Origin of the sequence: Pseudoduganella sp. LjRoot289 (assembly GCF_964252925.1) — a bacterium.
GTDB lineage: Bacteria > Pseudomonadota > Gammaproteobacteria > Burkholderiales > Burkholderiaceae_D > Rugamonas.
This window is the reverse complement of sequence record NZ_CAXUPN020000001.1, coordinates 5,727,019-5,752,356: the sequence shown is the minus strand read 5'-3', so window position 1 is coordinate 5,752,356 and position 25,338 is coordinate 5,727,019. Positions and strand designations below refer to the sequence as shown.

Annotated in this window: 25 protein-coding genes; 3 read left to right on the top strand and 22 right to left on the bottom strand. The window is 61.6% G+C overall.

Annotated elements, in window-relative coordinates; all coding sequences use genetic code 11:
• The first annotated feature begins 103 nt into the window (after positions 1-103).
• Together ACSQ8Y_RS24690 and ACSQ8Y_RS24685 are read left to right on the top strand one after the other, a co-directional pair.
• Positions 104-469, top strand: coding sequence for a VOC family protein (locus ACSQ8Y_RS24690; RefSeq protein WP_436269045.1), 366 nt, complete (start codon positions 104-106; stop codon positions 467-469).
• Between the two features lie 75 nt (positions 470-544).
• Positions 545-1,096 carry a hypothetical protein gene (locus ACSQ8Y_RS24685; RefSeq protein ID WP_436269044.1) on the top strand — a complete coding sequence of 184 codons (552 nt, stop codon included), beginning with the start codon at positions 545-547 and terminating at the stop codon, positions 1,094-1,096.
• A 52-nt stretch (positions 1,097-1,148) separates the two neighbouring features.
• On the opposite strand, the gene ACSQ8Y_RS24680 is transcribed toward ACSQ8Y_RS24685, so the two are convergent.
• From ACSQ8Y_RS24680 to ACSQ8Y_RS24610, 15 genes are all read right to left on the bottom strand, one after another.
• Positions 1,149-2,144, bottom strand: a complete 996-nt coding sequence (locus tag ACSQ8Y_RS24680; RefSeq protein ID WP_436269043.1) for a hypothetical protein — start codon at positions 2,142-2,144, stop codon at positions 1,149-1,151.
• Positions 2,145-2,210: 66 nt separating this feature from the next.
• Positions 2,211-2,633 carry a F0F1 ATP synthase subunit epsilon gene (locus ACSQ8Y_RS24675; protein ID WP_436269042.1) on the bottom strand — a complete coding sequence of 141 codons (423 nt, stop codon included), beginning with the start codon at positions 2,631-2,633 and terminating at the stop codon, positions 2,211-2,213.
• A gap of 60 nt (positions 2,634-2,693) precedes the next feature.
• A complete protein-coding gene (gene atpD, locus ACSQ8Y_RS24670) occupies positions 2,694-4,094 on the bottom strand; it encodes a F0F1 ATP synthase subunit beta (protein ID WP_436269041.1) in 1,401 nt (466 codons plus the stop codon).
• A 30-nt stretch (positions 4,095-4,124) separates the two neighbouring features.
• Entirely contained in the window at positions 4,125-5,000 is an 876-nt protein-coding gene (gene atpG, locus ACSQ8Y_RS24665) for a F0F1 ATP synthase subunit gamma (RefSeq protein WP_436269040.1), read from the bottom strand.
• 61 nt (positions 5,001-5,061) lie between these two features.
• Entirely contained in the window at positions 5,062-6,603 is a 1,542-nt protein-coding gene (atpA, locus tag ACSQ8Y_RS24660; protein ID WP_436269039.1) for a F0F1 ATP synthase subunit alpha, read from the bottom strand.
• A 75-nt stretch (positions 6,604-6,678) separates the two neighbouring features.
• Complete coding sequence (locus ACSQ8Y_RS24655; protein WP_436269038.1) at positions 6,679-7,212, bottom strand: F0F1 ATP synthase subunit delta; 534 nt, start codon at positions 7,210-7,212, stop codon at positions 6,679-6,681.
• Positions 7,213-7,214: 2 nt separating this feature from the next.
• Positions 7,215-7,685: a F0F1 ATP synthase subunit B gene (locus tag ACSQ8Y_RS24650; protein WP_436269037.1), complete on the bottom strand. Its 471-nt coding sequence runs from the start codon at positions 7,683-7,685 to the stop codon at positions 7,215-7,217.
• Between the two features lie 39 nt (positions 7,686-7,724).
• Positions 7,725-8,006, bottom strand: a complete 282-nt coding sequence (gene atpE, locus ACSQ8Y_RS24645) for a F0F1 ATP synthase subunit C (protein WP_436269036.1) — start codon at positions 8,004-8,006, stop codon at positions 7,725-7,727.
• Positions 8,007-8,068: 62 nt separating this feature from the next.
• Complete coding sequence (atpB, locus tag ACSQ8Y_RS24640) at positions 8,069-8,866, bottom strand: F0F1 ATP synthase subunit A (RefSeq protein WP_436269035.1); 798 nt, start codon at positions 8,864-8,866, stop codon at positions 8,069-8,071.
• Positions 8,867-8,888: 22 nt separating this feature from the next.
• The gene (locus ACSQ8Y_RS24635; protein ID WP_436269034.1) at positions 8,889-9,257 is read right to left on the bottom strand and encodes an ATP synthase subunit I; all 369 of its coding nucleotides are present in this window, start codon (positions 9,255-9,257) and stop codon (positions 8,889-8,891) included.
• Between the two features lie 228 nt (positions 9,258-9,485).
• Positions 9,486-10,376 (bottom strand): ParB/RepB/Spo0J family partition protein, encoded by an 891-nt coding sequence (locus ACSQ8Y_RS24630; RefSeq protein WP_436269033.1) that lies wholly within the window; start codon positions 10,374-10,376, stop codon positions 9,486-9,488.
• A gap of 17 nt (positions 10,377-10,393) precedes the next feature.
• Positions 10,394-11,164: a ParA family protein gene (locus ACSQ8Y_RS24625; RefSeq protein WP_436269032.1), complete on the bottom strand. Its 771-nt coding sequence runs from the start codon at positions 11,162-11,164 to the stop codon at positions 10,394-10,396.
• Positions 11,165-11,261: 97 nt separating this feature from the next.
• The gene (gene rsmG / locus ACSQ8Y_RS24620) at positions 11,262-11,921 is read right to left on the bottom strand and encodes a 16S rRNA (guanine(527)-N(7))-methyltransferase RsmG (RefSeq protein ID WP_436269031.1); all 660 of its coding nucleotides are present in this window, start codon (positions 11,919-11,921) and stop codon (positions 11,262-11,264) included.
• Positions 11,918-13,849 (bottom strand): tRNA uridine-5-carboxymethylaminomethyl(34) synthesis enzyme MnmG, encoded by a 1,932-nt coding sequence (gene mnmG, locus ACSQ8Y_RS24615; protein ID WP_436269030.1) that lies wholly within the window; start codon positions 13,847-13,849, stop codon positions 11,918-11,920. The genes rsmG and mnmG overlap by 4 nt, the downstream gene beginning before the upstream one ends.
• A 179-nt stretch (positions 13,850-14,028) precedes the next feature.
• On the bottom strand, positions 14,029-14,790 hold the full coding sequence (locus ACSQ8Y_RS24610; protein ID WP_436269029.1) for a sulfite exporter TauE/SafE family protein: 762 nt from the start codon (positions 14,788-14,790) through the stop codon (positions 14,029-14,031).
• Between the two features lie 520 nt (positions 14,791-15,310).
• Here ACSQ8Y_RS24610 and ACSQ8Y_RS24605 point away from each other — a divergent pair.
• Positions 15,311-16,477, top strand: a complete 1,167-nt coding sequence (locus tag ACSQ8Y_RS24605; protein ID WP_436269028.1) for an iron-containing alcohol dehydrogenase — start codon at positions 15,311-15,313, stop codon at positions 16,475-16,477.
• A gap of 153 nt (positions 16,478-16,630) precedes the next feature.
• Here the strand turns inward: ACSQ8Y_RS24605 and ACSQ8Y_RS24600 are convergent, their stop codons facing one another.
• From ACSQ8Y_RS24600 to ACSQ8Y_RS24570, 7 genes are all read right to left on the bottom strand, one after another.
• Complete coding sequence (locus ACSQ8Y_RS24600; protein ID WP_436269027.1) at positions 16,631-18,718, bottom strand: 3-hydroxybutyrate oligomer hydrolase family protein; 2,088 nt, start codon at positions 18,716-18,718, stop codon at positions 16,631-16,633.
• 72 nt (positions 18,719-18,790) lie between these two features.
• Positions 18,791-19,762 carry a branched-chain amino acid ABC transporter permease gene (locus ACSQ8Y_RS24595; protein ID WP_436269026.1) on the bottom strand — a complete coding sequence of 324 codons (972 nt, stop codon included), beginning with the start codon at positions 19,760-19,762 and terminating at the stop codon, positions 18,791-18,793.
• A 10-nt stretch (positions 19,763-19,772) separates the two neighbouring features.
• Complete coding sequence (locus tag ACSQ8Y_RS24590; protein WP_436269025.1) at positions 19,773-20,657, bottom strand: branched-chain amino acid ABC transporter permease; 885 nt, start codon at positions 20,655-20,657, stop codon at positions 19,773-19,775.
• Positions 20,658-20,799: 142 nt separating this feature from the next.
• Positions 20,800-22,008, bottom strand: coding sequence for an ABC transporter substrate-binding protein (locus tag ACSQ8Y_RS24585; RefSeq protein WP_436269024.1), 1,209 nt, complete (start codon positions 22,006-22,008; stop codon positions 20,800-20,802).
• Between the two features lie 47 nt (positions 22,009-22,055).
• The gene (locus ACSQ8Y_RS24580) at positions 22,056-22,763 is read right to left on the bottom strand and encodes an ABC transporter ATP-binding protein (RefSeq protein WP_436269023.1); all 708 of its coding nucleotides are present in this window, start codon (positions 22,761-22,763) and stop codon (positions 22,056-22,058) included.
• The gene (locus ACSQ8Y_RS24575; RefSeq protein ID WP_436269022.1) at positions 22,763-23,533 is read right to left on the bottom strand and encodes an ABC transporter ATP-binding protein; all 771 of its coding nucleotides are present in this window, start codon (positions 23,531-23,533) and stop codon (positions 22,763-22,765) included. The genes ACSQ8Y_RS24580 and ACSQ8Y_RS24575 overlap by 1 nt, the downstream gene beginning before the upstream one ends.
• Before the next feature lie 158 nt (positions 23,534-23,691).
• The gene (locus ACSQ8Y_RS24570) at positions 23,692-25,326 is read right to left on the bottom strand and encodes a GMC family oxidoreductase (RefSeq protein WP_436269021.1); all 1,635 of its coding nucleotides are present in this window, start codon (positions 25,324-25,326) and stop codon (positions 23,692-23,694) included.
• Positions 25,327-25,338 lie beyond the last annotated feature (12 nt).

Here is a 25,338-nt window from a genome sequence, read left to right as displayed (position 1 = left end):
CTGGCTTGATCGTGCTCTTTCCTTGCATGGTCCGCAGTGCACGCTTGAATGGCGTCCGCAAAAAGCCTAGGCTATGGATACACAACAGCCACCGGAGATAAGTATGCCACTATTAAAAATCGGCCAGATCGCCATGCATGTTTCCGATGCAGACCGATCGGAAAAATTCTACGAAGAAGTATTGGATTTGCGCAAGCTTTTCCGCCGCGACGAGCTGGTTTTCTTTGATTGCAATGGATTGCGCATCATGCTTGAGGGGACGAATAAACCCGTGGATCCAGCACAGGGGACGTGCGTTTATTTTATGGTCAAAGGGCTGGAGGCGGCGGTGGATAAATTGGAATCCAGGGGAGTAAAATTTGAGGACCAAGCGCATTTGGTTGCGAAAATGTCGGACCATGAATTGTGGATGGCTTTCTTCCGCGATCCGGACGACCATTTACTGGCGCTTATGGAAGAAAAGCGATAACCGGGAGGATGTTCCGCTAGCCTGCACCGATTTCTGATACCATGCGGGCACTCCCACCACCAACCGGTCATGCTCATGCGCCGCTATGCGCCTCTCGCCCTGATTTTCGCACTCTCCGCTTGCGGCGAGAAATACACGCCAGCCAGTTTGTACCAGGCGACTACGCCTGACTGCAAAAACTGGGCCGAGGAATCGCGTTTCGATCTGCCCAAGGGAATAGCGGTCATCGCTACGGCGCCGACTGCATTGCCGGATGGCGGTGTGGAAATCGGGCTGGTTTATATGTTGCCGCGTAACACCATGGCGCAATTCACCAGCCGCGCATTCAAGATTTCCCAGCCCAAGGGCGCGCCGCTGCAAACCGCCGAAATCGCCAGTATTTACCAGCGCGGCACCAGCGCCCGGCCGGAGATAGTTGAAGTCATCAAGGAAATGCCGGTATTGATGGCGGCGGTCGCCACTTCCGACGCCACCCAATTCCGCTTCCGTCTGCAGTTCAAGGGCAAGCTGCCGGAACGGTTCGATTTCACTCCGCCCGACATGGTGATCAACCGCGACCGTTATCCGGTGCGCACTTTCACCTACCGCTATTTCGACGACCGTAAAGCCTACGGCATGTGCACCTAAGGACGGTCTGAGCGTTATAGGGATTCCACCGCATCGCTCCCTGATCCGGCCCTTACTCGGCGGGCTGCGCCCGCGCCTTCAGGGCGCTGATTGCCGAGCCGATCAACGGCCGCACTTCTGTGCAGCTGAGTTTTGCCAGTTCGGACGGGCTGCGGGTCTTGCCCAGTTCCTTGGCGACCTGATAGCCCAGGAAATAGCCCCGGCGCGGCTGCAGTCCGCCCTCGCTGCGGCCATCCATCTGGAACAGATTCGCGTGCTGCTGCTCATCGGTGCTGTCCAGCACCCGCTCCAGTTGCGCCAGGCTGGCATACATCCGGCCCCTGACCAGATTCGCGCTGCCGGGCGGGAAGTCGAGCAGCATCTCCTGGTCGGTCGCCTGCGGATTCAGCACCTGGGAGGCATGGTTGGCTAAACCTTCGCTCCACAGGCGCTGCCAGACATATTCTTCACCGCAATATGACTGGGCGGTATGGTAGATGTGGAACAGTTCATGGTGGAAGAAGGCGGCTTCGTCGCCATTGCCATGCAATCGCGCCATCATGTCGGCGCCGAAGATCAAATACAGGCGTCCGTTGAGGTCTCTTGGTCCTCCGTCCATTTCTCCCAAAGAGTGGACAAAGTAGGTGGTCACTTCGGGCTTGAAGTCCGGAAACGCCTTGGCGAAGGTGGCCACGTGGCGCGGCAGATCCGCCTCAAACTTGGCGGCCTTGTCCAGGTAAGCCCGCCGGCGCTTGCCGAACGCGGCGATATTGCCGCGTATCAGTTCGTCCTGCTCGGCTTGCGTCCGCCTCCCCTTGTAGCGTTCAATCCCGTAGAACTCCGGGAAACGCGCTCCTATCTGCGCTTTAAACGCAGACACGCGTTCGGCTTCCGCCAAACCCTGGCTGGCGTCCCAGAACGTGGCGAACTCCCGCGCCAGGCTGCGCACTTCCATCTTCGGCGGGGGCGCGTCGGCCGCATGGCATGACAGGATGGCGCTCAGTGCCAAGCAGGCGGTCAGCAAACGTTTCATAGGTGATTTCTGTAGGGAAAGCACATAGTTTGCCATAAAGATAACTATTCGGAAATAAAAAAAGGCAGCCGAAGCTGCCTTTCTGTCTCTGCTGAACCGAGCTTAGTGCTTGGCGCGCAGTTTGGCGATGGCGGCCAGCTGGCCGATCGCTGCAGCCAGTTCGGCTTGCGCTTTCGCGTAGTCGATGCTGCCGCTGTTGTTGGCCAGGGCTTCTTCCGCCAGTTTCTTGGCGGCCGAGGCTTTGGCTTCATCCAGGTCTGCACCACGGATCGCGGTGTCAGCCAGTACCGTGACGGCATTCGGCTGGACTTCCAGCAGGCCGCCGGCGACGAAGACGAACTCTTCCTCAGCCTTGCCCGCTACCTTGATGCGTACCGCGCCTGGACGAATACGGGTGATCAGCGGGGTGTGCTTGGGGTAGATACCCAGCTCGCCCTGCTCGCCCGGCAACGCGACGAATTCGGCTTCGCCCGAGAAGATCAGCTCTTCCGCGGAAACCACGTCTACGTGTATGGTATTTGCCATGTGTGTCCTATCGGGATGGTGACGGCCCCGCCTTGCGGCGGGGCCGAAGCAACTCAGCGATTAGCCGAGTTTCTTGGCTTTTTCGATGGCTTCTTCGATCGTGCCGACCATGTAGAACGCTTGCTCCGGCAGGTGATCCAGCTCGCCCGACGCGATCATCTTGAAGCCTTTGATCGTGTCTTTCAGCGAAACGTATTTACCTGGGGAACCGGTGAACACTTCAGCGACGTGGAACGGCTGCGACAGGAAACGCTGCATCTTACGAGCGCGCGATACCAGCAGCTTGTCTTCCGGCGCCAGTTCGTCCATGCCCAGAATCGCGATAATGTCGCGCAATTCCTTGTAACGCTGCAGCGTGCCCTGTACGGCGCGCGCGGTGTCGTAGTGGTCCTGGCCCACGACCAGCGGATCGAGCTGGCGGGAAGTCGAGTCCAGTGGATCGACCGCAGGGTAGATACCCAGCGAGGCGATGTCACGCGACAGAACGACGGTCGAATCGAGGTGACCGAAGGTGGTCGCTGGCGACGGGTCGGTCAAGTCATCCGCTGGAACGTACACGGCCTGGATCGAGGTGATCGAACCGGTCTTGGTGGACGTGATACGCTCTTGCAGACGGCCCATTTCTTCGGCCAGGGTAGGCTGGTAACCCACTGCGGAAGGCATACGGCCCAGCAGCGCGGAAACTTCGGTACCGGCCAGGGTGAAGCGGTAGATGTTGTCCACGAAGAACAGAACGTCCTTGCCTTCGTCACGGAACGCTTCCGCCATGGTCAGACCGGTCAGCGCGACGCGCAGACGGTTGCCTGGTGGTTCGTTCATCTGACCGTAGACCATCGCTACCTTGGAGTTTTCCGGGTTTTCCAGGTCAACTACCTTGGCATCGGCCATCTCGTGGTAGAAGTCGTTACCTTCGCGGGTACGCTCACCAACGCCGGCGAACACGGACAGACCCGAGTGCGCTTTGGCGATGTTGTTGATCAGTTCCATCATGTTCACGGTCTTGCCCACACCTGCACCGCCGAACAGACCGACCTTACCGCCTTTGGCGAACGGGCACACCAGGTCAATCACCTTGATGCCGGTTTCCAGCAGGTCTTGCGACGGCGACAGTTCGTCGTACGCAGGCGCCGTGCGGTGGATAGAAGCCATCTGGTCGTGCGCGACCGGACCGCATTCGTCGATCGGGTTGCCCAGCACGTCCATGATGCGGCCCAAGGTGGCTTTGCCAACTGGAACCATGATCGGTTTGCCGGTGTTCTGGATCATCATGCCGCGGCGCAGGCCGTCGGACGAACCCAGAGCAATGGTACGGACCACGCCGTCGCCCAGCTGCTGTTGTACTTCCAGGGTCAGCTCGGAGCCTTCCATTTTCAAGGCATCGAATACCTTAGGCATCGCATTGCGTGGAAACTCAACGTCCACCACAGCGCCGATACACTGAACGATTTTGCCATCAGCCATGTTCGTTCCTTCTAAATATAGTTGTTTCGTTTAAACCGCAGCCGCACCGGCAACGATTTCGGAGAGTTCTTTGGTAATCGCAGCCTGACGCGTCTTGTTATAGATCAGCTTCAGTTCACCGATGACGCTACCTGCGTTGTCGCTGGCGGCTTTCATCGCCACCATGCGGGCCGATTGCTCGGACGCCAGGTTTTCCGCCACAGCCTGGTATACCAGCGCCTCTACATAGCGCTCCAGCAGTTCGTCGATCACGGTAGGCGCATCCGGCTCGTAAATGTAGTCCCACTTGTGGCTACCTTTGTCTGCCTTGATGTTGTCAGCCGTCAGCGGCAGCAGCTGCTGCACTTGCGGCTCTTGCTTCATCGTGTTGATGAACTTGGTATAGCACAGGTACACTGCGTCGAGTTTGCCTTCAGTGAACTTCTCGAGCATGACCTTGACGGGTCCGATCAATTTGTCCAGATGCGGCGTGTCGCCGATCTGCGTCGCTTGCGCGACAACAGGAACGCCAACCCGATTCAAGAACCCCAAACCTTTGTTACCGATGGCTACCGCTTCAACCTTGACGCCGGCCGTTTCCAGCTCGCGCGTTTTCGCCGTCACCATGCGCAGCACGTTGGTGTTCAGACCGCCGCACAGACCCTTGTCGGTCGTGACGATGATGAAACCCACTGCTTTCGCTTCGCTGCCCTGGGCTTGCGCCAGGAACGGGTGCGTGTATTCAGGGTTGGCGCTAGCCAGATTAGCGGCGATATTACGAACCTTGTCACTGTAGGGACGGGCGGCGCGCATGCGATCCTGCGCTTTGCGCATTTTCGATGCGGCGACCATTTCCATCGCCTTGGTGATCTTCTTCGTATTCTCTACGCTCTTGATCTTGCCACGTATCTCTTTGCCTACTGCCATGAGTCCTTACTCCTTCTGCGCTGAGGGCGGTCCGAGGCGTGAGCCTGGACCGCCGAGCCGCTTAAAATGCGCCAGATTTCTTGAAATCAGCAATGGCGGCCGACAGGGCAGCTTCGCCGTCTTTGTCCAGTTGCTTGGTTTCTTCGATCTTGGCCAGCAGAGCAGCTTGCTTGGTCTTCAGGTAGGCGTGCAGGCCGGCTTCGAATGGCAGCACTTTCTTCACTGCCACGTCGTCCAGGAAGCCCTTGTTCACTGCGAACAGGGATGCGCCCATCAGGGAAATCGACAGCGGCGAGTACTGAGCCTGCTTCAGCAGTTCGGTCACGCGGGCACCGCGGTCCAGCTGCTTGCGGGTCGATTCGTCCAGGTCGGAAGCGAACTGCGCGAACGCAGCCAGTTCACGGTACTGCGCCAAGTCGGTACGGATACCGCCGGACAGGTTTTTGATGACCTTGGTCTGGGCGGCGCCACCGACGCGCGATACCGAGATACCGGCGTTAATCGCAGGACGGATACCGGAGTTGAACAGCGAGGTTTCCAGGAAGATCTGGCCGTCGGTGATCGAAATCACGTTGGTCGGCACGAAGGCGGAGACGTCGCCTGCCTGGGTTTCGATGATCGGCAGTGCGGTCAGCGAACCGGTCTTGCCTTTGACGGCGCCGCCGGTGAACTTCTCGACGTAGTCGGCGTTCACGCGTGCTGCGCGTTCCAGCAGACGGGAGTGGAGGTAGAACACGTCGCCTGGGTAAGCTTCGCGGCCTGGTGGGCGGCGCAGCAGCAGGGAGATCTGACGGTAGGCAACTGCTTGCTTGGACAGGTCATCGTAGACGATCAGTGCGTCTTCGCCGCGGTCGCGGAAGTATTCGCCCATGGTGCAGCCGGAGTACGCCGAGATGTACTGCATGGCGGCCGATTCGGACGCGGTGGCAGCGACAACAATGGTGTATTCCATCGCGCCGTGCGTTTCCAGCGAGCGCACGATGTTTTTGATGGTCGAAGCTTTTTGGCCGATTGCAACGTAGATGCAAGTCATGCCTTGGCCTTTTTGGTTGATGATCGCATCAACCGCGACAGCCGACTTACCAGTCTGGCGGTCGCCAATGATCAGCTCACGCTGGCCACGGCCAATCGGTACCATCGCGTCGATCGACTTCAGGCCGGTCTGCATAGGCTGCGACACGGATTCGCGGGCGATAACGCCCGGAGCGATCTTTTCGATTGGCGAGGTCAGCTTGGCGTTGATCGGGCCTTTGCCGTCGATCGGTACGCCCAGCGCGTTGACCACGCGGCCGCACAGTTCAGGGCCGACCGGCACTTCCAGGATGCGGCCGGTGCACTTGACCGTGTCGCCTTCCGAGATGTGCTCGTAAGCACCCAGAATCACGGCGCCGACCGAGTCGCGCTCCAGATTCATTGCCAGGCCGAAGGTGTTGCCTGGGAATTCCAGCATCTCGCCTTGCATTACGTCCGACAGACCGTGGATGCGGCAGATACCGTCGGCTACGGAAATAACCGTGCCTTGATTGCGCACTTCAGCGCCGCCATCAATGCCTTGGATCCGGCTCTTGATCAGCTCGCTGATTTCAGATGGGTTGAGTTGCATACTAACTCCTAAATGTAGTTCTCTCCGCTTGCGCGAGGGTATATTTGGTCTGCCGTAGCTGCCTGCGGGCGGTTCTTACGAAACCAGCGCGACACGCATCTGTTGCAGCTTGGCGCGGACCGAAGTGTCGAGCACTTCGTCACCGACTACCACGCGCACGCCACCGATCAACGATGGGTCTACGGTTACGCTCGGATTGAGCTTGCGGCTGAATTTCTTTTCCAGCGTGGCGACCAGCTCGGAAACCTGGGCGGCGCTCATGTCGAACGCGCTCGTGATCTCGGCATCCGCCGCACCTTCCGCGCTGTTTTTCAACAGCTGGAATTGGGCGCCGATTTCCGGCAGCAATTCGATACGGCCGTTAGCGACCAGCATGCCCAGGAAGTTATTCGCTTCCGGGGTCAGCGGCGACTTCAGCAGAGACTGAATAGTGGCAGCGACATCGCTTTCCGAAACTTTCGGATTGCGGGCGTAGTCCAGCACTTCGGCGTGACCGCCGATCTGGGCCAGTTCGGACACCAGATCGGACCACTGCGCGAGGTTGCCGGCTTGGGCTACGCGGAAGAGGGCTTCCGCGTAGGGACGGGCGACAGTTGCGAGTTCAGCCATGATTACAGCTCAGTCGCGAGGCGGGCCAGCAGGTCGGCGTGGGCCGACGCGGTGACTTCACGCTTCAGGATCTGCTCGGCACCTTTGACCGCCAGATCGGCTACCTGGGCGCGCAGAGCTTCGCGGGCCTGGGTAACTTGCTGATCGGCTTCGGCCTTGGCTTGCGCAATGATGCGGTCCGCTTCGGCTTTGGCGTTGGCCTTGATTTCTTCAGCCACCAGTTGCGCACGCTTTTCGGCGTCCGCGACGCGCTGGGCAGCTTCGTCGCGGGCGGAGGACAGGGCTTCGGAAGCGCGCTTTTCAGCGATTTCCATAGAAGCCTTGCCTTGATCGGCAGCAGCCAGACCATCCGCAATACGCTTGGCACGCTCGTCCAGCGTGGAATTCAACGCTGGGAATACGAATTTCATCGAGAACCAAACGAGCACCCCGAAGGTGATCATCTGGCCGACGAGCGACATATTAGGGTCCATTACCTTGCTCCTAAAAAGTTTCCCCGGTTGGAGCGTTGATTACTGCGCTGCTGCGGTTGCCAGGGCGGTCAGGAATGGGTTGTTGAACGTGAACAGCAGAGCAACACCGACGCCGATCATCGAGATAGCATCCAGCAGACCAGCGATAACGAACAGCTTGGTTTGCAGTTGTGGCATCAGTTCAGGCTGGCGTGCCGACGCTTCCAGGAATTTGCCGCCCAGAATAGCGAAGCCCAGTGCGGTGCCGATTGCGGCCAGACCAACGATGATGGCTACGGCCAGAACGGTCATGCTTTGTACTTGTGCGATCAGAGCTTGCATATAATTCTCCTAAATTTAAAAAATAACGAAAGATACTAAAAAAACAAATTGAAAGTTGCTGATTAGTGCTTCTCAACCGCGAGGGAGAGGTACACCACCGTCAACGCCATAAACACAAAAGCTTGCAAAGTTACAATCAGGATGTGGAAGATTGCCCATGGACCACCCAGCAGCCACTGCGCCCACCAAGGCAACAACGCGATCAAGATGAAAATCAGTTCGCCGGCATACATGTTGCCGAACAGTCGCAGCGCCAGCGAGATAGGCTTCGCCAGCAACTCGATCAATTGGAAGACGAAGTTCACCGGGGCCAGCACGATGGCCATGAAGCCATGCGCGTGGAACGGCGCGGTGAACAGTTCTTTGGTCCAGCCGCCAATGCCCTTGGCCTTGATGGAGAACGCGATAATGCAGATCAGCACCGAGAACGACATGCCGAAGGTGTGGTTCACGTCGGCGGTCGGAACCACGCGCAGCTTGTAGACGCCGAAGAATTGCAGCACCTTCGGCAGCAGGTCAACCGGCAGGAAGTCCATTGCGTTCATCAGCCATACCCAGACGAAGATGGTGATGGCCAGCGGGGCGATCACATTGCTCTTGGCGTGGAAAGCGGAATTGACGGTGTCGTTGACCAGTTCCATGACCCATTCGACGAAGTTCTGCAGCTTGCCCGGCACGCCAGGGGTGGCGCGGCGCGCGGCCATGTAGAACACGCCGAGGAACAGCAGGCCCAGAAGAGCGGAAACCCAGAACGTGTCCAGGTTGATGGTGTTGTCAGCGTTGCGCAGGTGCGACAAGTGGTGCTGGATGTACTCTGTGGCGTTAGCCGGGGCCGCGTGGCCCCCGTGTTCAGTTGTCATAATGTTTGTCAGATTTTGTTAATTAAACTGCTAGCAGCGCGAACCAGTAAGCCAGGGTCGCTACCGCGAAACCTATGATCAGCCATAACCATGCGGCCGACGAGAACAGCACCAGCGCGACGATGAACAGCGCTGCCGTTATGAAAACTTTAACCATTTCGGCGCGGAAATGCGTCCGGAATGCTTTCTTTGCGTCATTCGTTCCGCCCGCGACGATAATCGCGTACACCAGGCTCCCGATGACCGCGATCGCTCCGCCCAAAGCGGCAGACCAGCCTCTCTCAACGCTGCCAAAGTAAGCCGTGGCTGCGGAAAAAAACGTGGCGATTGTGAACTGCAAGGCAACAACTTTAAACACGGGGGAGGCAATGCTTTGCGTAAAATCACTCACTTGCCAGGTTCCCAGAGAAAGCGTATACACCTAAAGACACGGGATTATATTAGGAATTGCTTAGTTTGGTCAAACATGGTGCGTCGCAACATGGGTGTTTGAGCAAGAAAGATACGGTTTGGGTCCCGTTGCAGAGGAGATGCACCACGATAGCGCGACATGTGCGCGCTATCATAGTGTCAACATTGCTACTACTAAGAGTTACTTTACTGCCGGCCGATTGCCGGGTCAGCCGCGCAGCCGGCTCAGCAAACCGTCGAGCACATCCAGGTCGGCAAAGTCGATCACCATCTGGCCGCGGCCCTTGCTCCCCATCTTGAACACCACGGGCGTGGCCAGCAAGTCGGCAAGCTCCTCCTCCAGACGCAGGATGTCCCCGGATTTATCCTTCTGTTTGCGTTCGGACTGCTCGGATTGCTCTTCCTGCGCCCGCTGCACCAGTTTTTCCGTCTCGCGCACCGACAGGCGCTTGGCCACAACCACATTGGCCAGCGTGATCTGGGTCGCCGCATCGACCGCCAGCAGGGCGCGGGCGTGGCCCATGTCGATATCGCCGGCCATCAGCATGGTTTGCACCGGCGCCGCCAGATTGATCAGCCTGAGCAGATTCGACACGGCGCTGCGCGAACGGCCGACCGCGGTGGCGGCCTGCTCGTGGGTGAAATCGAAATCGGTGATCAGGCGCTGGATGCCCTGTGCTTCCTCGAGCGGGTTCAAGTCCTCGCGCTGGATGTTCTCGATCAGGGCCATGGCGGCGGCCGAGCGGTCGTCCACGTCGCGCACCAGCACCGGCACCTGTTCCAGCCCGGCCAGCTGGGCGGCGCGGAACCGGCGCTCGCCGGCGATGATTTCATATTTAATCGGTCCGCCCGCCTTGGCCGCGCCGATCGGGCGGACCAGGATGGGCTGCATGATGCCTTGGGTCTTGATCGAGGCCGCCAGTTCGGCTAGGCCGCCCTCGTCCATGCGCGTGCGCGGCTGATATTTGCCGGCCTGCATTTGTGCTACCGCCAGCTCGGTCGGCGCGCTGCCGTTCGCTGCCGGGTTCGATGGATCGCCGTCGCCGCCCAGCAGGGCGTCCAGGCCGCGGCCGAGGCCCTTGAGTTTCTTAGTTGCCATTATCTTATTCCGTCCGATTACATCTTCTTGATACGCTTGACCATCTCCGCGCCGAAGGCGATGTACGCCTGCGCGCCCTTGGAGGCGGGATCGAAGGTCACGCCCGGCATGCCGTACGACGGTGCTTCGGCCAGACGCACGTTGCGCGGAATGATGGTCTTGAAGACCTTGTCGCCAAAGTGCTGCTCCAGCTGCGCCGAGACCTGCTGCGACAGCGTCATGCGCGGATCGAACATGACGCGCAGCAGGCCGATGATCTTCAGGTCCGGGTTCAGGTTGGCGTGCACCTTCTTGATGGTGTTCACCAGGTCGGACAAGCCTTCCAGTGCGTAGTACTCGCACTGCATCGGGATGATCACGCCGTGCGCGGCGCACAGGCCGTTCAGGGTCAGCATGGACAGCGCCGGCGGGCAGTCGATCAGGATGAAGTCGTACTCCTTGTCGACCAGGGCCAGGGCATCCTTCAGGCGGCGGTCGCGGTTCTCCAGCTGCACCATCTCCACTTCGGCGCCGGCCAGCTCTCGGTTGGACGGCAGCACGTCGAAGCGCCCCGCTTCCGAACGCTGGCGCGCCGTGGCCACGTCCGACTGGCCCAGCAGCACTTCATAGGTGGAAGCGGCCAGGCCTGCCTTATTGATGCCCGCGCCCATGGTGGCATTGCCTTGCGGGTCCAGGTCCACCATCAGCACGCGCTGATTCAGTTTGGCCAGTCCGGCGGAGAGGTTGACCGTGGTGGTGGTCTTGCCCACGCCGCCCTTTTGATTCGCTACACAAAAAATTTTGGCCATGTATTCTTCTTATGCTGTGTTTCGTTATATATCGTTTATACGGTATAAATGATTTATATGGTTTATATGGAATAAACGATTTATACCGTATATATCGTTATTCTTTGCTGATGAAAACCAGGTGGCGTTCCGCCTCCAGCCCCGGCACCTGCAGGGCCTGCAGCCGGTCCACCTTCCACGGCTGCGGCAGGCGCTCGCGCTCGTCCTGCGGCGCCGTTCCCTTCAGGGCGATGAAGCGTCCGCCTTCGGCCAGCAGGTGTCCGGACCAGTTGACGAAGTCGCTCAGGTCCGCGAAGGCGCGCGAGGTGATCACGTCGAACGGCAGCTTCACCTCCAGCTCCTGCACCTTTTTCGTGTACACCGTCACGTTGGCCAGGCCCAGTTCCGCCTTCACCTGCGTCAGGAAGGCGGTCTTCTTGTGCACCGTGTCTATCATCGACACTTTCATGTCCGGCCGCGCGATCGCCAGCACCACGCCCGGCAAGCCGCCGCCCGCGCCCACGTCCAGCACGTTCTGCGCGCCCTGGAACGCCGGCACGGCAGCCAGGGAATCGAGCAAATGCAGCGTCATCATCTGCATCGGATCGCGCACGGACGTCAGGTTGTAGACGCTGTTCCACTTGTTGAGCAGCGCCAGGTAGTCCAGCAGCTGCTCCTGCTGCGCGGCGGACAGCGCCAACGCCAGTTCCGCCTCGCCCTGCTTCAATACTTCGGCCAATGCTGCCCGTCCTGGCGCGGACCGATCGAACAACTTCATTGCACAGCCTCGTCTTTCATGTTCACGAACCCGCCGAAGCCGGTCTTTTTCAGGTGCACCAGCAGCAGCGAGATCGCCGCCGGGGTCACGCCGGAGATGCGCGAAGCCTGGCCCAAGGTCTCCGGGCGCTGCGCGTGCAGCTTCTGGCGCACCTCGACCGACAGCGCCGTGATCTCCAGATAGTTGAAACCTTCCGGCAGTTTCAGGTTCTCGTAGTGCTCGTGGCGCTCCACTTCCTTGCTCTGGCGGTCGATATAGCCCGAGTATTTGAGCTGGATTTCCACCTGTTCCTGTACCGCCGCGTCGCCCACGCCGGGACCCGCCAGCGACTGCCCTTCCAGGCCGGCCATGGTCATCAGCTTCTCATATCCGACGTTCGGGCGGCGCAGCAGATCGGCCAGCGAGTATTCGCGTTCGATGGCCTGGCCGATCACGCGTTCGGACTCGTCCGCCGCCAGGATGCGCGGGTTCACCCACGTGGAACGCAGGCGCTCGAGCTCGCGGGCGACCGCCTCGCGCTTGCGCTCGAAGGCTTCCCACTGCACGTCGCCGACTACGCCCAGCTTGCGGCCGATGTCCGTCAAGCGCATATCGGCATTGTCTTCGCGCAGGCTCAAGCGGTATTCGGCGCGGCTGGTGAACATGCGGTACGGTTCCTGCACGCCCTGCGTGACCAGGTCGTCGACCAGCACGCCCAGGTAAGCTTCCGAGCGCGCCGGCGTCCAGGCATCCTTGCCCTGGGTCTGCAGCGCGGCGTTGATACCGGCCAGCATGCCCTGCGCGGCAGCCTCTTCGTAGCCGGTGGTGCCGTTGATCTGGCCGGCGAAATACAGGCCGCCGACGGCCTTGGTTTCCAGCGAGGCCTTCAGGCCGCGCGGGTCGAAATAGTCGTATTCGATGGCGTAGCCGGGGCGCAGGATGTGGGCGTTTTCCATGCCCTTCATCGAGCGCACCAGCTCGAGTTGCACGTCGAACGGCAGGCTGGTGGAGATGCCGTTCGGGTAGAACTCGTTGGTGGTCAGGCCTTCCGGCTCCAGGAAAATCTGGTGCGATTCCTTGGACGAGAAGCGGTGGATCTTGTCCTCGATGGACGGGCAGTAGCGCGGGCCGACACCCTCGATGACGCCGGTATACATCGGGCTGCGGTCCAGGCCGGCGCGGATGATGTCGTGCGTTTTCGTGTTGGTGTGGGTCACCCAGCACGGCATCTGCCGGGGGTGCATGGCGGTGTTGCCCATGACGGAAAACACCGGCACCGGATCGAGGTCGCCCGGCTGCTCGGTCATGGCCGACAGGTCGATGCTGCGGCCGTCAATGCGTGGCGGCGTGCCGGTTTTCAGGCGGCCCTGCGGCAGCTTCAGCTCTTTCAAACGGGCCGACAGCGAGATCGCGGGCGGGTCGCCGGCGCGGCCGGCAGAGTAGTTTTGCAGGCCGACGTGGATCTTACCGTCCAGGAAAGTGCCGGCGGTCAGCACCACGGCCGGCGCCAGGAACTTAATGCCGATCTGGGTGACGGCGCCGACCACGCGGTCGCCCTCCACCATCAGGTCGTCCACGGCCTGCTGGAACAGCCACAGATTGGGCTGGTTTTCCAGGCGCGAGCGGATCGCCTGCTTGTACAGAATGCGGTCGGCCTGGGCGCGGGTGGCGCGCACGGCAGGGCCTTTCGAGGAATTCAGGATGCGGAACTGGATGCCCGACTCGTCGGTGGCGATAGCCATGGCGCCGCCCATGGCGTCGACTTCCTTGACCAGGTGGCCTTTGCCGATGCCGCCGATGGACGGGTTGCACGACATCTGACCCAGCGTCTCTATGTTATGCGTCAGCAAGAGCGTCTTCTGGCCCATGCGGGCAGAAGCGAGGGCCGCTTCGGTGCCGGCGTGACCGCCGCCGACAACGATCACGTCGAATTGAGTAGGAAATAGCATGGTTGGTATTGGGGATAAATGCGAGGGATGAGATCAGATTATAGAGTCTTTTTACTGCTGCGACTTTTTTAGGCAAAAATATTAGACGGATTGTTCCACGTGGAACATCACGATTCACCCCGAATGGGACGTAAAAAAGGGCGCCTAAGCGCCCTCATCCACTGTTCCACGTGAAACAATCACTTCAGAAAGGCGTCGTAGCCGGTCTTGAAAATAAGGATGGTCACGACCACCAGGAACAGGCGGCGCACAAATCCGCTGCCGTGCTTCATCGCCAGTTTGGTGCCGAGCAGCGAGCCGGCCACCTGGCAAGCCGCCATCATCAGACCCAGCTGCCATAGCAAGTGGCCGGAGTAGCCGAACCACATCAGCGCCGCGCAGTTGCAAGCCACGTTGACCACCTTGGCCACGGCGGACGCCGCCAGGAAATCGAAGCCGAAGAAGCGCACGAAGAGGAAGACCAGGAAGCTGCCGGTGCCGGGACCAAAGAAGCCATCGTAGAAACCGATCAAGGCGCCGATACCCATAGCCATCAACCGCTCCCTGGTGCCGGTATGCAGCGGCGCGTGGATGCTGCCGAAGTCCTTGCGCCAGAAAGTGTAGACCGCCACCGCGACCAGCACGATGGGCAGCAAGGTGCGCATAAAGTCCGGCGGGATCCTGGTGACGGTGTAGGCGCCGAGGAAGGCGAACAGGAAGGCAGCGACGGCGGCTGGCGCGGCGGTGGTCCAGGCGAGGCTGACGCGGCGCGCATAATTGACGGCGGCAGCGGCAGTGCCGAAGATGCCGGCCAGCTTGCTGGTGCCGAGCAGCGTGGCCGGGGCTGTACTGCTGAAGACCGAGAACAGCACCGGGATCTGGATCAGACCGCCCCCACCCACCACCGCATCCACCAGACCCGCCGCGAACGCCGCGACTGCCAGCATCAAATAATCCACCATAAAGCTCCCGGAAGCGCCGCCTGTGCGGCCAAGTAAGAAGCCCATCATTGTACGGAAGAAACCCCAACCAAGCAGACCGAGCCGCACTGGGGAGCAGACGAGAACTCCGAGTGCCCAGACTTTCCCACAGCAGGCAGGCTCCCCACATTACCTGCGGCGCAATATTTTTTTAAAACGAGCCTACTGGTTCACACCAACTGGTTCAGACCAACTGGTTCAGGCCGGATGGTCCAAGCCGACTGCTCCAGGCCGACTGATCCAAGCCGACTGATCCAAGCCGACTGATCCCAAGCCGACTGGTCCAAGCCGACTGGTTCAGGCCGGATGGTCAAAGCCGGCTACTCCGACCCGACAAAGCGGCCAGGTCGAGCCGCAGGTGGAGACTCCGCGTCCCCGTCTGACCCCGAATGCGGCTCAGCTCGCCTCAACTGGCAGCGGAGCAAGAAGGCGGCGGCGGCGGGCTGAACCCGGCGTGCTTTTGGTGTAAGCTGGAATGCCAACATTCCACGCCGATCACGCCATGAATGACTTCCCTGCTTTCGCTTTCAGTACCGTCCCCAACATCGTGTCCGAACTGGGCGCGGCCCGGAAACTTGGGGATCATGTACGGCTGCGCTTTCCTTCGGCGCGGCGCGCCCTGCTCGTCACCGATCCGGGCTTCCTGAAAACAGGACTGGTGCAGGCGCCCGCCGATAGCTTGGCGGCGGCAGGGTTTCACGTGGAACTGTATTCGGACGTGGTGGCCGACCCGCCGGAGGCTGTCGTGCTGGCAGCCGTCGCGGCCGCGCGCGAGCATGCGGCGGATATCGTCATCGGCCTCGGCGGCGGCAGCTCGATGGATGTGGCCAAGCTGATCGCGGTACTGGCAGGCTCCGGGCAGGCGCTGGCCGCCATCTACGGCATCGGCAACGTGCAGGGCTCGCGGCTGCCGCTGGTGCAAATCCCGACCACAGCCGGCACCGGCTCGGAGGTTACCAATATCGCCATCGTCACGACCGGCGAGACCACCAAGATGGGCGTCGTCGCGCCGCAGCTGTACGCGGACCTGGCTATCCTGGATGCGGAACTGACCATGGGCTTGCCCGCCATGGTCACCGCCGCCACCGGCATCGACGCCATGGTCCATGCCATCGAGGCCTATACCAGCCGCCACAAAAAGAACCCGCTGTCCGATGCGCTGGCGCGGCAGGCGCTGGGCCTGCTGTCCGCCAATCTGATACCGGCGTGCGAGAACGGCAAGAACCTGGCGGCCCGCCAAGCCATGCTGCTGGGTGCGATGCTGGCCGGGCAGGCGTTCTCCAACGCGCCGGTGGCGGCGGTGCACGCGCTGGCCTATCCGATCGGCGGCATCTTCCATGTGCCCCACGGCCTGTCGAATTCGCTGGTGCTGCCGCACGTGATGCATTTCAATGCGCCGGCGGCCGCGCCGCTCTACGCGGAGCTGGCAGCCATCGTGGTGCCGCACGCGGCCGGGTCGGACGAGGCCAGGGCCGAGGCGCTCATTGTTGCTATGCAGCAAATTGCAACCATCACGGGGATAGAGCGCACTTTGCAACAGGTGGGCATCAGCGAAAGCGATCTCGACCGGCTGACCGACGACGCGATGCTGCAGACCCGCTTACTCGGCAACAACCCGCGCGAAGTCACGCGCGCGGACGCCCGCGCGATCTACGCGGCCGCGCTGTAAACGCAGACTGTAAACGCAGACTGTAAACGCAGACTGTAAACGCAGACTGTAAACGCAGACTGAAAAAGCAAACTCAAAACGCAGACTGCAAACCCGGACTGTCAACGAAAAACGCCGCCCGAAGGCGGCGCCGTCACTCTCATACTTGTAGAACTAGTTCGGCACGTCCACCGTGCTGCTGGTGACCGCGATCGCATTGGCGCCGGGCGCCGCCGCGATGGCCGGCAGGTTGGCCACGGTGATCGGGACCGCGTTGCTGGCGCGGGTGGTCGTGCGGACCAGCTGCGACGGCGGCAGAGGCGCGCCGGCAGGGTTCTTCAGGTTGGCGTATACCGCGTCCAGCGCACGGAACAGGTAGACGTGCAGCGGCACGATGACGGTCGGCAGCGCGTTGCTGAAGGAGTCGAAGTGGTTGGCGTTGGTCACTTCGATGTAGCGCAACTTGCTGGCGCTGCCCTCGACATTGGCGTTCAGGCCCAGGTAGGCGCGCGATGCGTGGTTGACCGGGATCAGCGCATCGCTGCGGCCGGCCACGATGACGGCCGGTTTGCCATGCAGGTTGCCGGTCGCCTGCACCTCGGCGACGCCCGCCCTGACACGTGCACTCTGCGCCGCCAGCGTTCCGCTCAGCGCCGCGCCGGTGACGGCGTCGGTACCGGTGGCCAGCGAACGCAGGCACAGGAAAGCGTCCAACGACTGGTCCGCAGCGCCGGTCGACGGCGATACGCCCAGCACGTAATTCTTGGCGCCGCCAACCGAGTCCTCGTACACCACCGAACCCATGATGCCGTTTTGCGTGGCGAAGCTGGTGGCCTTGATGGCGTCGGCGTATGCCACCGGTGCGCCGGTCAGCGCGTCGGTGTTGGCGAAGCTGAAGCCACACAACTTGTCGTTCGGCAGGAATTTTCCGTATGAGTACGCGTAAGTGGCCGCGACCAGCACGTTGAAGCCGGCATGCACGCCCTGCAGCGGGTCGGCGTCCGCCGTCCAGCCGTAGGCTTTCAGCTTGGCCAGCGCGTTAGCTTGCTGCTCGGTGGCGCTGGCCCCGGTCAGCAAGCCCTTGGCCACCAGCGAGGTGCAGCGCGCCAGGCCGGTGGCGCCGCCGGCCACGCAGGGCTGGTATAGCGCGGCATAGGTCGAGTAGTCGAACAGCGGCTTGGCTTGCGCGGCCACGGCAGCGCCTCCCTGGCGCACCGCGTAGCCGGTGGCTACCCTGGGCTGGATTTGCGGCTCGGTGGCCGCCACGGCGCTGATAAGGCCCTTGGTGTCCTGCTCTGCGGCAAGCAACGCTGACCCGGCGCCGTTCGAGATGCTGGAAGCGATGGCGACCGAGTTTTTCGGCGTCAAACGCACCAGGTGGCTCTTGCCGTCGGACGCCAGCTGGCCGTATCGCTCGTTCAGCACGTAGTAGGCGAACTCGACCGCCTGCAGCGTGATCTTGCCCCAGTCCTTCTCGGGGTTCTGCTGCGAGTGCGCATGCTTGAAGGCGACACGGCCGGGATAGGCGGCCAGGTAGGCGGCGCGCTCGGCGTCCGTCATGGCCGGAGCGAAGATGGCGTTCTTGCCGGCCGCCGTGCGGGTCGCGCGCACGCCGTTCTGCAGGTTCACGCTGTCGTCGTCAAAAGTGTACAAGCCATTGCCCGTGCCCTTGTCGGCGTAGGCCACGGCGCAGTTGTTCTTCAGGCCCCATTCACCCGCGCTGCCCACCGCACCGTAGATGCCGCGCGAGCCGCTCGAAGTGCCGGTGACGATGCAGGGGTTGACCGGGTCGAACGAGGCCGGCACCTGCACCAGCAGCGTCACGTTCTGCTTGCCGGTGCCGTCGTCGGCGTAGGCCACGTATTCAGTGCCGGCCACCTTGCCCTCGCCCGTGCCGGCCACGCCGGCCGCGTTGACGTTGGGACCGTACAGCGTGCCGTAGCCGCTGTTGGCTGCGATGTCGAGCACGGCCCGGTAGTTGGCATAGATGGCGTTGCGCCGCAACTCGGCGGCCGTCGGTTTCAGCGGGTCGGCATAGGCCGGCGGCGTGGCGGCGGCCAGACCGGTCTTGCCCAGGCCGGCGGTCAGCAGGTCGTCCGAACTGCCGTCGTAGCTGGTACTGGTCACCGCGCCCAGGTAGGACGGCAGCACGTTCAGTACCTCGGGTTCATTGCTGCTGTCGCCGCAGGCGCTCACGCCTGCGGCGACGGCGGCGGCCGCCGCAGCCAGGATGGTTAGCTTGGCGATACGGATCGTATTCATGTCTCCTCCATGCTTGCAATTAAAAAGTCGAAAAAAAACGCCGGACTGTGCCGGCGTTTTTGCTTGCTCAGGTCAGGCAGGCTTCCTGGTATCGAAGCGCGCCACGATCTCCCCTACTATGCCGCGCCGGAACAACAGCACGCAGGCGACGAAGATCAAGCCGGTCACCATGCTGACGGCCTCGCCCAGGGTGCTGAACCATTCCACGCCGGTGTTGGCGGCCAGGAAGGTGCCGATATCGCCCAGCTTGTTTTCCAGCAGGATGATGATGATGGCCCCCAGCATCGGACCGGCCAGCGTGCCCATGCCGCCCACCAGCGTCATCAGGATCACCAGGCCGGACATGGTCCAGTGCACGTCGGTCAGCGTTTCGAAGCCCAGCACCACGGTCTTGGTGGCGCCGGCCAAGCCGGCCAGCGCGGCCGACAGCACGAAGGCCATCAGCTTGTATTTGTCGACGTCGTAGCCCAGCGAGACGGCGCGCGGCTCGTTTTCCTTGATGGCCTTGAGCACCTGGCCGAAGGGCGAATGCACGGTGCGCACGATCAGCGCGAAGCCGGCCACGCAGATGGCCAGCACCACGAAGTACAAGGTGGTGTCGTTGGCCAGGTCGATGACGCCCAGCAGTTTTCCACGTGGAACGCCTTGCAGGCCGTCCTCGCCGCCGGTCAGCGGCGCGCGCAACGCGCCGAAGTACACCATCTGCGCCAGCGCCAGCGTGATCATCGAGAAGTAGATGCCCTGGCGGCGGATCGCCAGGCTGCCCATCACCAGACCGATCAGCGCCGCCCCGGCGACGCCGGCCAGCAGGCCCAGCTCGAACGGCCAGCCCAGCACTTTCAATGCATGGCCGGCGCAGTAGCCGGCGCCGCCGAAGAAGGCCGCATGGCCGAAGGACAGCAGGCCGGTGTAGCCGATCAGCAGGTTGAAGGCGCAGGCGAACAGCGAGAAGCACAGCAGCTTCATCAGGAACACCGGGTAGCCGACGAAAGGCGCGGCAAGCGCGATGGCCAAGGCAATGGCATAGCCTATGTTTTTATTCACGGTCGCTTCCTTATTTCTCTTTACCGAACAGGCCGGCGGGACGCAGCAGCAGCACGATCACCATCACCACGAACACCACGACGGCCGAGCCCTCGGGGTAGATCACGCGGGTCAGGCCCTCGATCACGCCCAGCGCCAGGCCGGTCAGGATGGAACCCATGATGGAACCCATGCCGCCGATTACCACCACGGCGAACACTACGATGATGAGGTTGGAACCCATCAGCGGCGACACCTGGATGATGGGCGCGGCCAGCACGCCGGCGAAGCCCGCCAGCGCCACGCCGAAGCCGTAGGTCAGGGTGACCATCAGCGGCACGTTGACGCCGAAGGCCTCCACCAGTTTCGGGTTCTCGGTGCCGGCGCGCAGGTAGGAGCCAAGCTTGGTTTTCTCGATCACGTACCAGGTGGCCAGGCAGACCAGCAGCGAGGCGACCACCACGAAGGCACGGTAGTTTGGCAGGAACATGAAGCCGAGGTCGGTGGCGCCCTGCAGCAGCGCCGGGGTTTCGAAAGGCTGGCCCGACACGCCGTAGAAGGAACGGAACACGCCCTCGACCACCAGCGTGATGCCGAAGGTCAGCAGCAGGCCGTACAGGTGGTCCAGCTTGTAGAGCCAGCGCAGCATGGTTTTTTCGATGGCGATGCCGAACAGCCCCACCACCAGCGGAGCGAGCAGCAGCACGGCCCAGTAGTTCATGCCCAGGTAGGTCATGCCTATCCACGCCAGGAACGCGCCCATCATGTACAGCGCGCCGTGCGAAAAGTTGATCACATTGAGCAGGCCGAAGATCACGGCCAGGCCGAGCGACAGCATGGCGTAGAAGGAACCGTTGACGAGACCCAGCAACAGCTGGCTCATCCACGCGGACAGGGGAATGCTGGTTATATCCATGGCTCGCGATATAAAAAATCACCGGACGGTGACGGAGTAGATAACTTGTCGTTCCCGCGAAAGCGGGAACCCATGCTGCGCCGGCCGAAGCCCGCAGCCCAGGGGTTCCCGCCTGCGCGGGAACGACGCGGTTGAGGCTAACTTACTTCCAGAGCGCGCACTTGGTTTCGGCCTTGGTCACATAAGCCTGGTCGCCCGGGATGGTGGCGACGACCTTGTAGTAATCCCAAGGGTATTTCGACTCGGACGGCTTCTTCACTTCCATCAGATACATGTCGTGCACCATGCGGCCGTCCTGGCGGATCACCCCGCCCTTGGCGAACATGTCGTTGATCGGCGTTTTCTTCAAGTGCGCCATCACCTTGTCGGAGTCGTCGGTGCCGACCGCTTTCACGGCCTTCAGGTAGTTCGACACGGCCGAGTAGTCGGCCGCCTGCAGCATCGACGGCTCCTTCTTCATCTTCTCGAAGTAGCGCTTGGACCAGGCGCGCGTGTCCGGGTTCAGGTCCCAGTACCAGCCGTCGGTCAGGTACATGCCCTGGGTGGTGTTGAGGCCCAGCGAGTGCACGTCGTTGATGAAGATCAGCAGGCCGGCCAGCTTCATCTTCTTGGTGATGCCGAATTCGTTGGCCGCCTTGATCGAGTTGATCGCGTCGCCGCCGGCGTTGGCCAGGCCCAGGATCTGCGCGCCGGACGATTGCGCCTGCAGCAGGAAGGACGAGAAGTCGGACGCCGACAGCGGATGCTTGACGCTGCCCAGCACTTTGCCGCCGGCCGCTTTCACCACCTCGGCCGTGTCTTTTTCCAGCGACTGGCCGAAGGCGTAGTCGGCGGTCATGAAGTACCAGTTCTTGCCGCCCTGCTTGGTGATCGCGCCGCCCGTGCCGCGCGCCAGCGCCACGGTGTCGTAGGCGTAGTGCACGGTGTACGGGGTGCACTCTTCGTTGGTCAGGCGGGCCGAGCCGGCGCCGATCGAGATGAAGACCTTCTTCTTCTCGCCCGCCACCTTGGCCATGGCCAGGTTGGCGCCCGAGTTGGTGCCGCCGATCAGCAGGTCGACGCCCTGCTGGTCGAACCATTCGCGCGCCTTGGAGGCGGCGATGTCGGCCTTGTTCTGGTGGTCGGCGGAAATGAATTCAACTTTTTTGCCGGCGATGACGACGCCGGCGTCGGCGATCGCCATCTTCATCGCTTCCGCACCGCCCAGGCCGTCGATATCGGAATACAGGCCGGACATGTCGGTGATGAAGCCGATCTTGATGGTGTCGCCGGACACCTGTGCCTGCGCGGCGAAGGAAAGGCCCATGGCGCAAATTGCCGCGGTGGCGGTGGCGATAGCGTTTAGTTTCATTTTTTGTCTCCGTCCTGAAAGGTTTTGTAGTGGTACGGTAAAAGCACTTACACGCCGAGCAGCTCGGTCAACACCGACATCTTGGCGCTCAACTCCGATGCAGCGAAAGTCTCGACGATCTGACCATGCTCCATCACGTAAAACCGATCCGCCAACGGAGCGGCGAAGCGGAAATTCTGTTCCACCATGACGATGGTGTAGCCCTTGGCCTTCAGCGCCAGAATCATGCGGGCCAGGCCCTGCACGATGACCGGCGCCAGGCCTTCGGAAATCTCGTCGAGCAGCAGCAGGCGGGCGCCGGTGCGCAGGATGCGCGCCACCGCCAGCATCTGCTGCTCGCCGCCGGACAGCCGCGTGCCCTGGCTGTTCCTGCGTTCCTCCAGGTTGGGGAACATGGCGTAGATTTCGTCGATCCCCATGCCCTTCTCGCCTGTGGCCAGCTGCGGCGGCAACAGCAGGTTTTCCTCGGTCGACAGCGAGGAGAAGATGCCGCGCTCTTCCGGGCAATAGCCGATGCCGAGGTGGGCGATCTTGTGCGTGGGCAAATCGATCGCTTCCACGCCGTTGACCTTGATCGAACCTTTGCGGGTGCCGGTCAGGCCCATGATTGCGCGCAAGGTGGTGGTGCGGCCGGCGCCGTTACGGCCCAGCAAAGTCACGACCTCGCCCGCCTGCACTGAGATATTGACGTTGTGCAGGATGTGCGATTCGCCATACCAGGCTTGCAGATTGCTGATCTCCAGTGCCGCCGCCATCAGTGCGCTCCCGCCAGTTCGCTTGCTTCCGTGCCCATATACGCTTCCATTACCTGGGGGTTCTTCGACACCTCGGCATAATTGCCCTCGGCCAGCATGGCGCCGCGCTGCAGCACCGAAATCCGGTCGCAAATACCGGAGACCACGTTCATATTGTGTTCCACCATCAAAATGGTGCGGCCGGCAGAGACCTTCTTGATCAGCTCGGTAACCCGGTGCACGTCCTCGTGGCCCATACCCTGGGTCGGCTCGTCGAGCAGCATCAGCTCGGGCTCCATGGCCAGCGTGGTGGCGATCTCGAGCGCGCGCTTGCGGCCATAGGGCATGTCGACGGTGACAGTGTCGGCGAACTCGGTCAGGTCCACCTCGGCCAGCAGTTCCATGGCGCGCGCGTTCAGCTGCGACAGCGAGCGCTCGCTTTTCCAGAAATGGAAGGTGGTGCCCAGCTGGCGCTGCAGGCCGATGCGTACATTCTGCAGCACGGTCAGGTGGGGGAAGACGGCGGAAATCTGGAAAGAGCGGATCACGCCCATGCGCGCGATCTGGGCAGGCTGGGCAGCGGTGATGTCGTTGCCGTTGAACAGGATCTGGCCCGAGGTGGGCACCAGGAACTTGGTCAACAAATTGAAGCAGGTGGTTTTTCCGGCCCCGTTGGGACCGATCAACGCGTGTATGTGGCCGCGCTGGACCTGCAAGTTCACGTCGTTTACAGCAGTGAAACCCTTGAATTCCTTGGTCAAATTTCTTGTTTCCAAGATGAAGTTTGACATCGTGTCTCCTGGTTATTCTTTATAAACTGCCAAATTTTGAGTCGATCATACACACAAAAAAAATGATGAACAATACAGTATAAATACCATCAAACTAGTAAGTTTGACTACAAAACGGCGCACATTGACCCAGGTCAAAAAGTGGTGTGAAAACCAATTTATTTCCAGCTGGAATGAATCATCTGCGCGGCTTTCTCGGCAATCATGATGGTCGGGGAATTGGTGTTTCCGGAGGTGATAAAGGGCATGACGGAGGCGTCGACCACCCGTAGTCCAGCTACACCACGCACACGCAACTGGCTGTCGACGACGGCCAAAGTGTCGTTTTCCCGCCCCATCCGACACGTGCCGACCGGGTGGAAGATGGTGGTGCCGATGGCGCCGGCCGCCGCCGCCAGTTCCTCGTCGGTCTGGAACGCGGGTCCGGGCTTGTACTCTTCCGGCAGGTATTGCGCCAGCGCGGGCGCGGCGGCGATGCGGCGCGTCAACCTGAGTGCGTCGGCCGCCACTTGCCGGTCTTCCGGCGTGTTCAGGTACATCGGCGTGATCTTGGGCGGAGCGTAGGAATCGGCGCTGGCGATGCGTATATGGCCGCGCGAAGTCGGCCGCAGATTGCACACGCTGGCCGTGAAGGCAGGGAAGGCGTGCAACGGGTCGCCGAACTTCTCCAGCGACAGCGGCTGCACATGGTATTGCAGGTTGGGCGCCGCCTGGCCCGGGTCCGAGCGGGCGAACGCCCCCAGCTGCGACGGCGCCATCGACATCGGCCCGCTCTGGAACATCGCGTACTCCAGGCCGATGCGCATCTTGCCGAACCAGTTGCTGGCCAGCACGTTCAGTGTCTTGACGCCGCTCACCTTGAACACCATGCGCAGCTGCAAATGGTCCTGCAGGTTGCCGCCGACACCGGGCAGATCCGCCACCGGCACGATACCCAGCTCGTTCAGCATGCCAGCCGGGCCGATGCCCGACAGCTGCAGCAGCTGCGGCGAGCCGACAGATCCGGCCGCCAATATGGTTTCGCGCGCGCTGTCGGCCCGCCACTGCGTGCCGCCGCCGCTAAACACTACGCCCTTGCAGACCGGGCCATGGCTGCCATCCGCGCCCTGCTCCACCAGCAGCTTTTCCACGTGGCAGCCGGTCATGATGGTGAGGTTGGGGCGGCCAGCCGCCACTTTGAGAAATGCCTTGGCCGTGTTCCAGCGTATGCCGCGCTTCTGGTTCACCTCGAAATAGGCGCAACCAAGGTTGTCGCCCTGGTTGAAATCGTCCACTTTCGGTATGCCGGTCTGCTCGGCCGCATCGCGGAAAGCGTCCAGGATCTGCCACGACAGGCGCTGCTTTTCGACCCGCCATTCGCCGCCCGCGCCGTGGAAATCACCGGCGCCGCCATGGTAATCCTCGCTCTGGCGGAACAGCGGCAGCACCGACTGCCAGCGCCAGCTGTCGTCGCCGCAGGCCTCGGCCCAGCGGTCGTAATCGCCGGCCTGGCCGCGCATGTAAATCATGCCGTTGATGGAAGAACTGCCACCCAGCACTTTGCCGCGCGGATAGATCAGGCTGCGTCCGCCCAGGCCGGGGTCGGCTTCGGTGCGGTACAGCCAGTCGGTGCGGGGATTGTTGATGCAATGCAGGTAACCGACCGGGATATGTATCCACAGATAGTCGTCCTTGCCGCCCGCCTCGATCAGCAGGACGTTGGCGTTCTTGTCGCGGGTGAGCCGGTTGGCAAGTACGCAGCCGGCAGTGCCGGCGCCGATGATGATGTAGTCGAACTGTCCAGCAGATTCCAAAGACCACTCCTT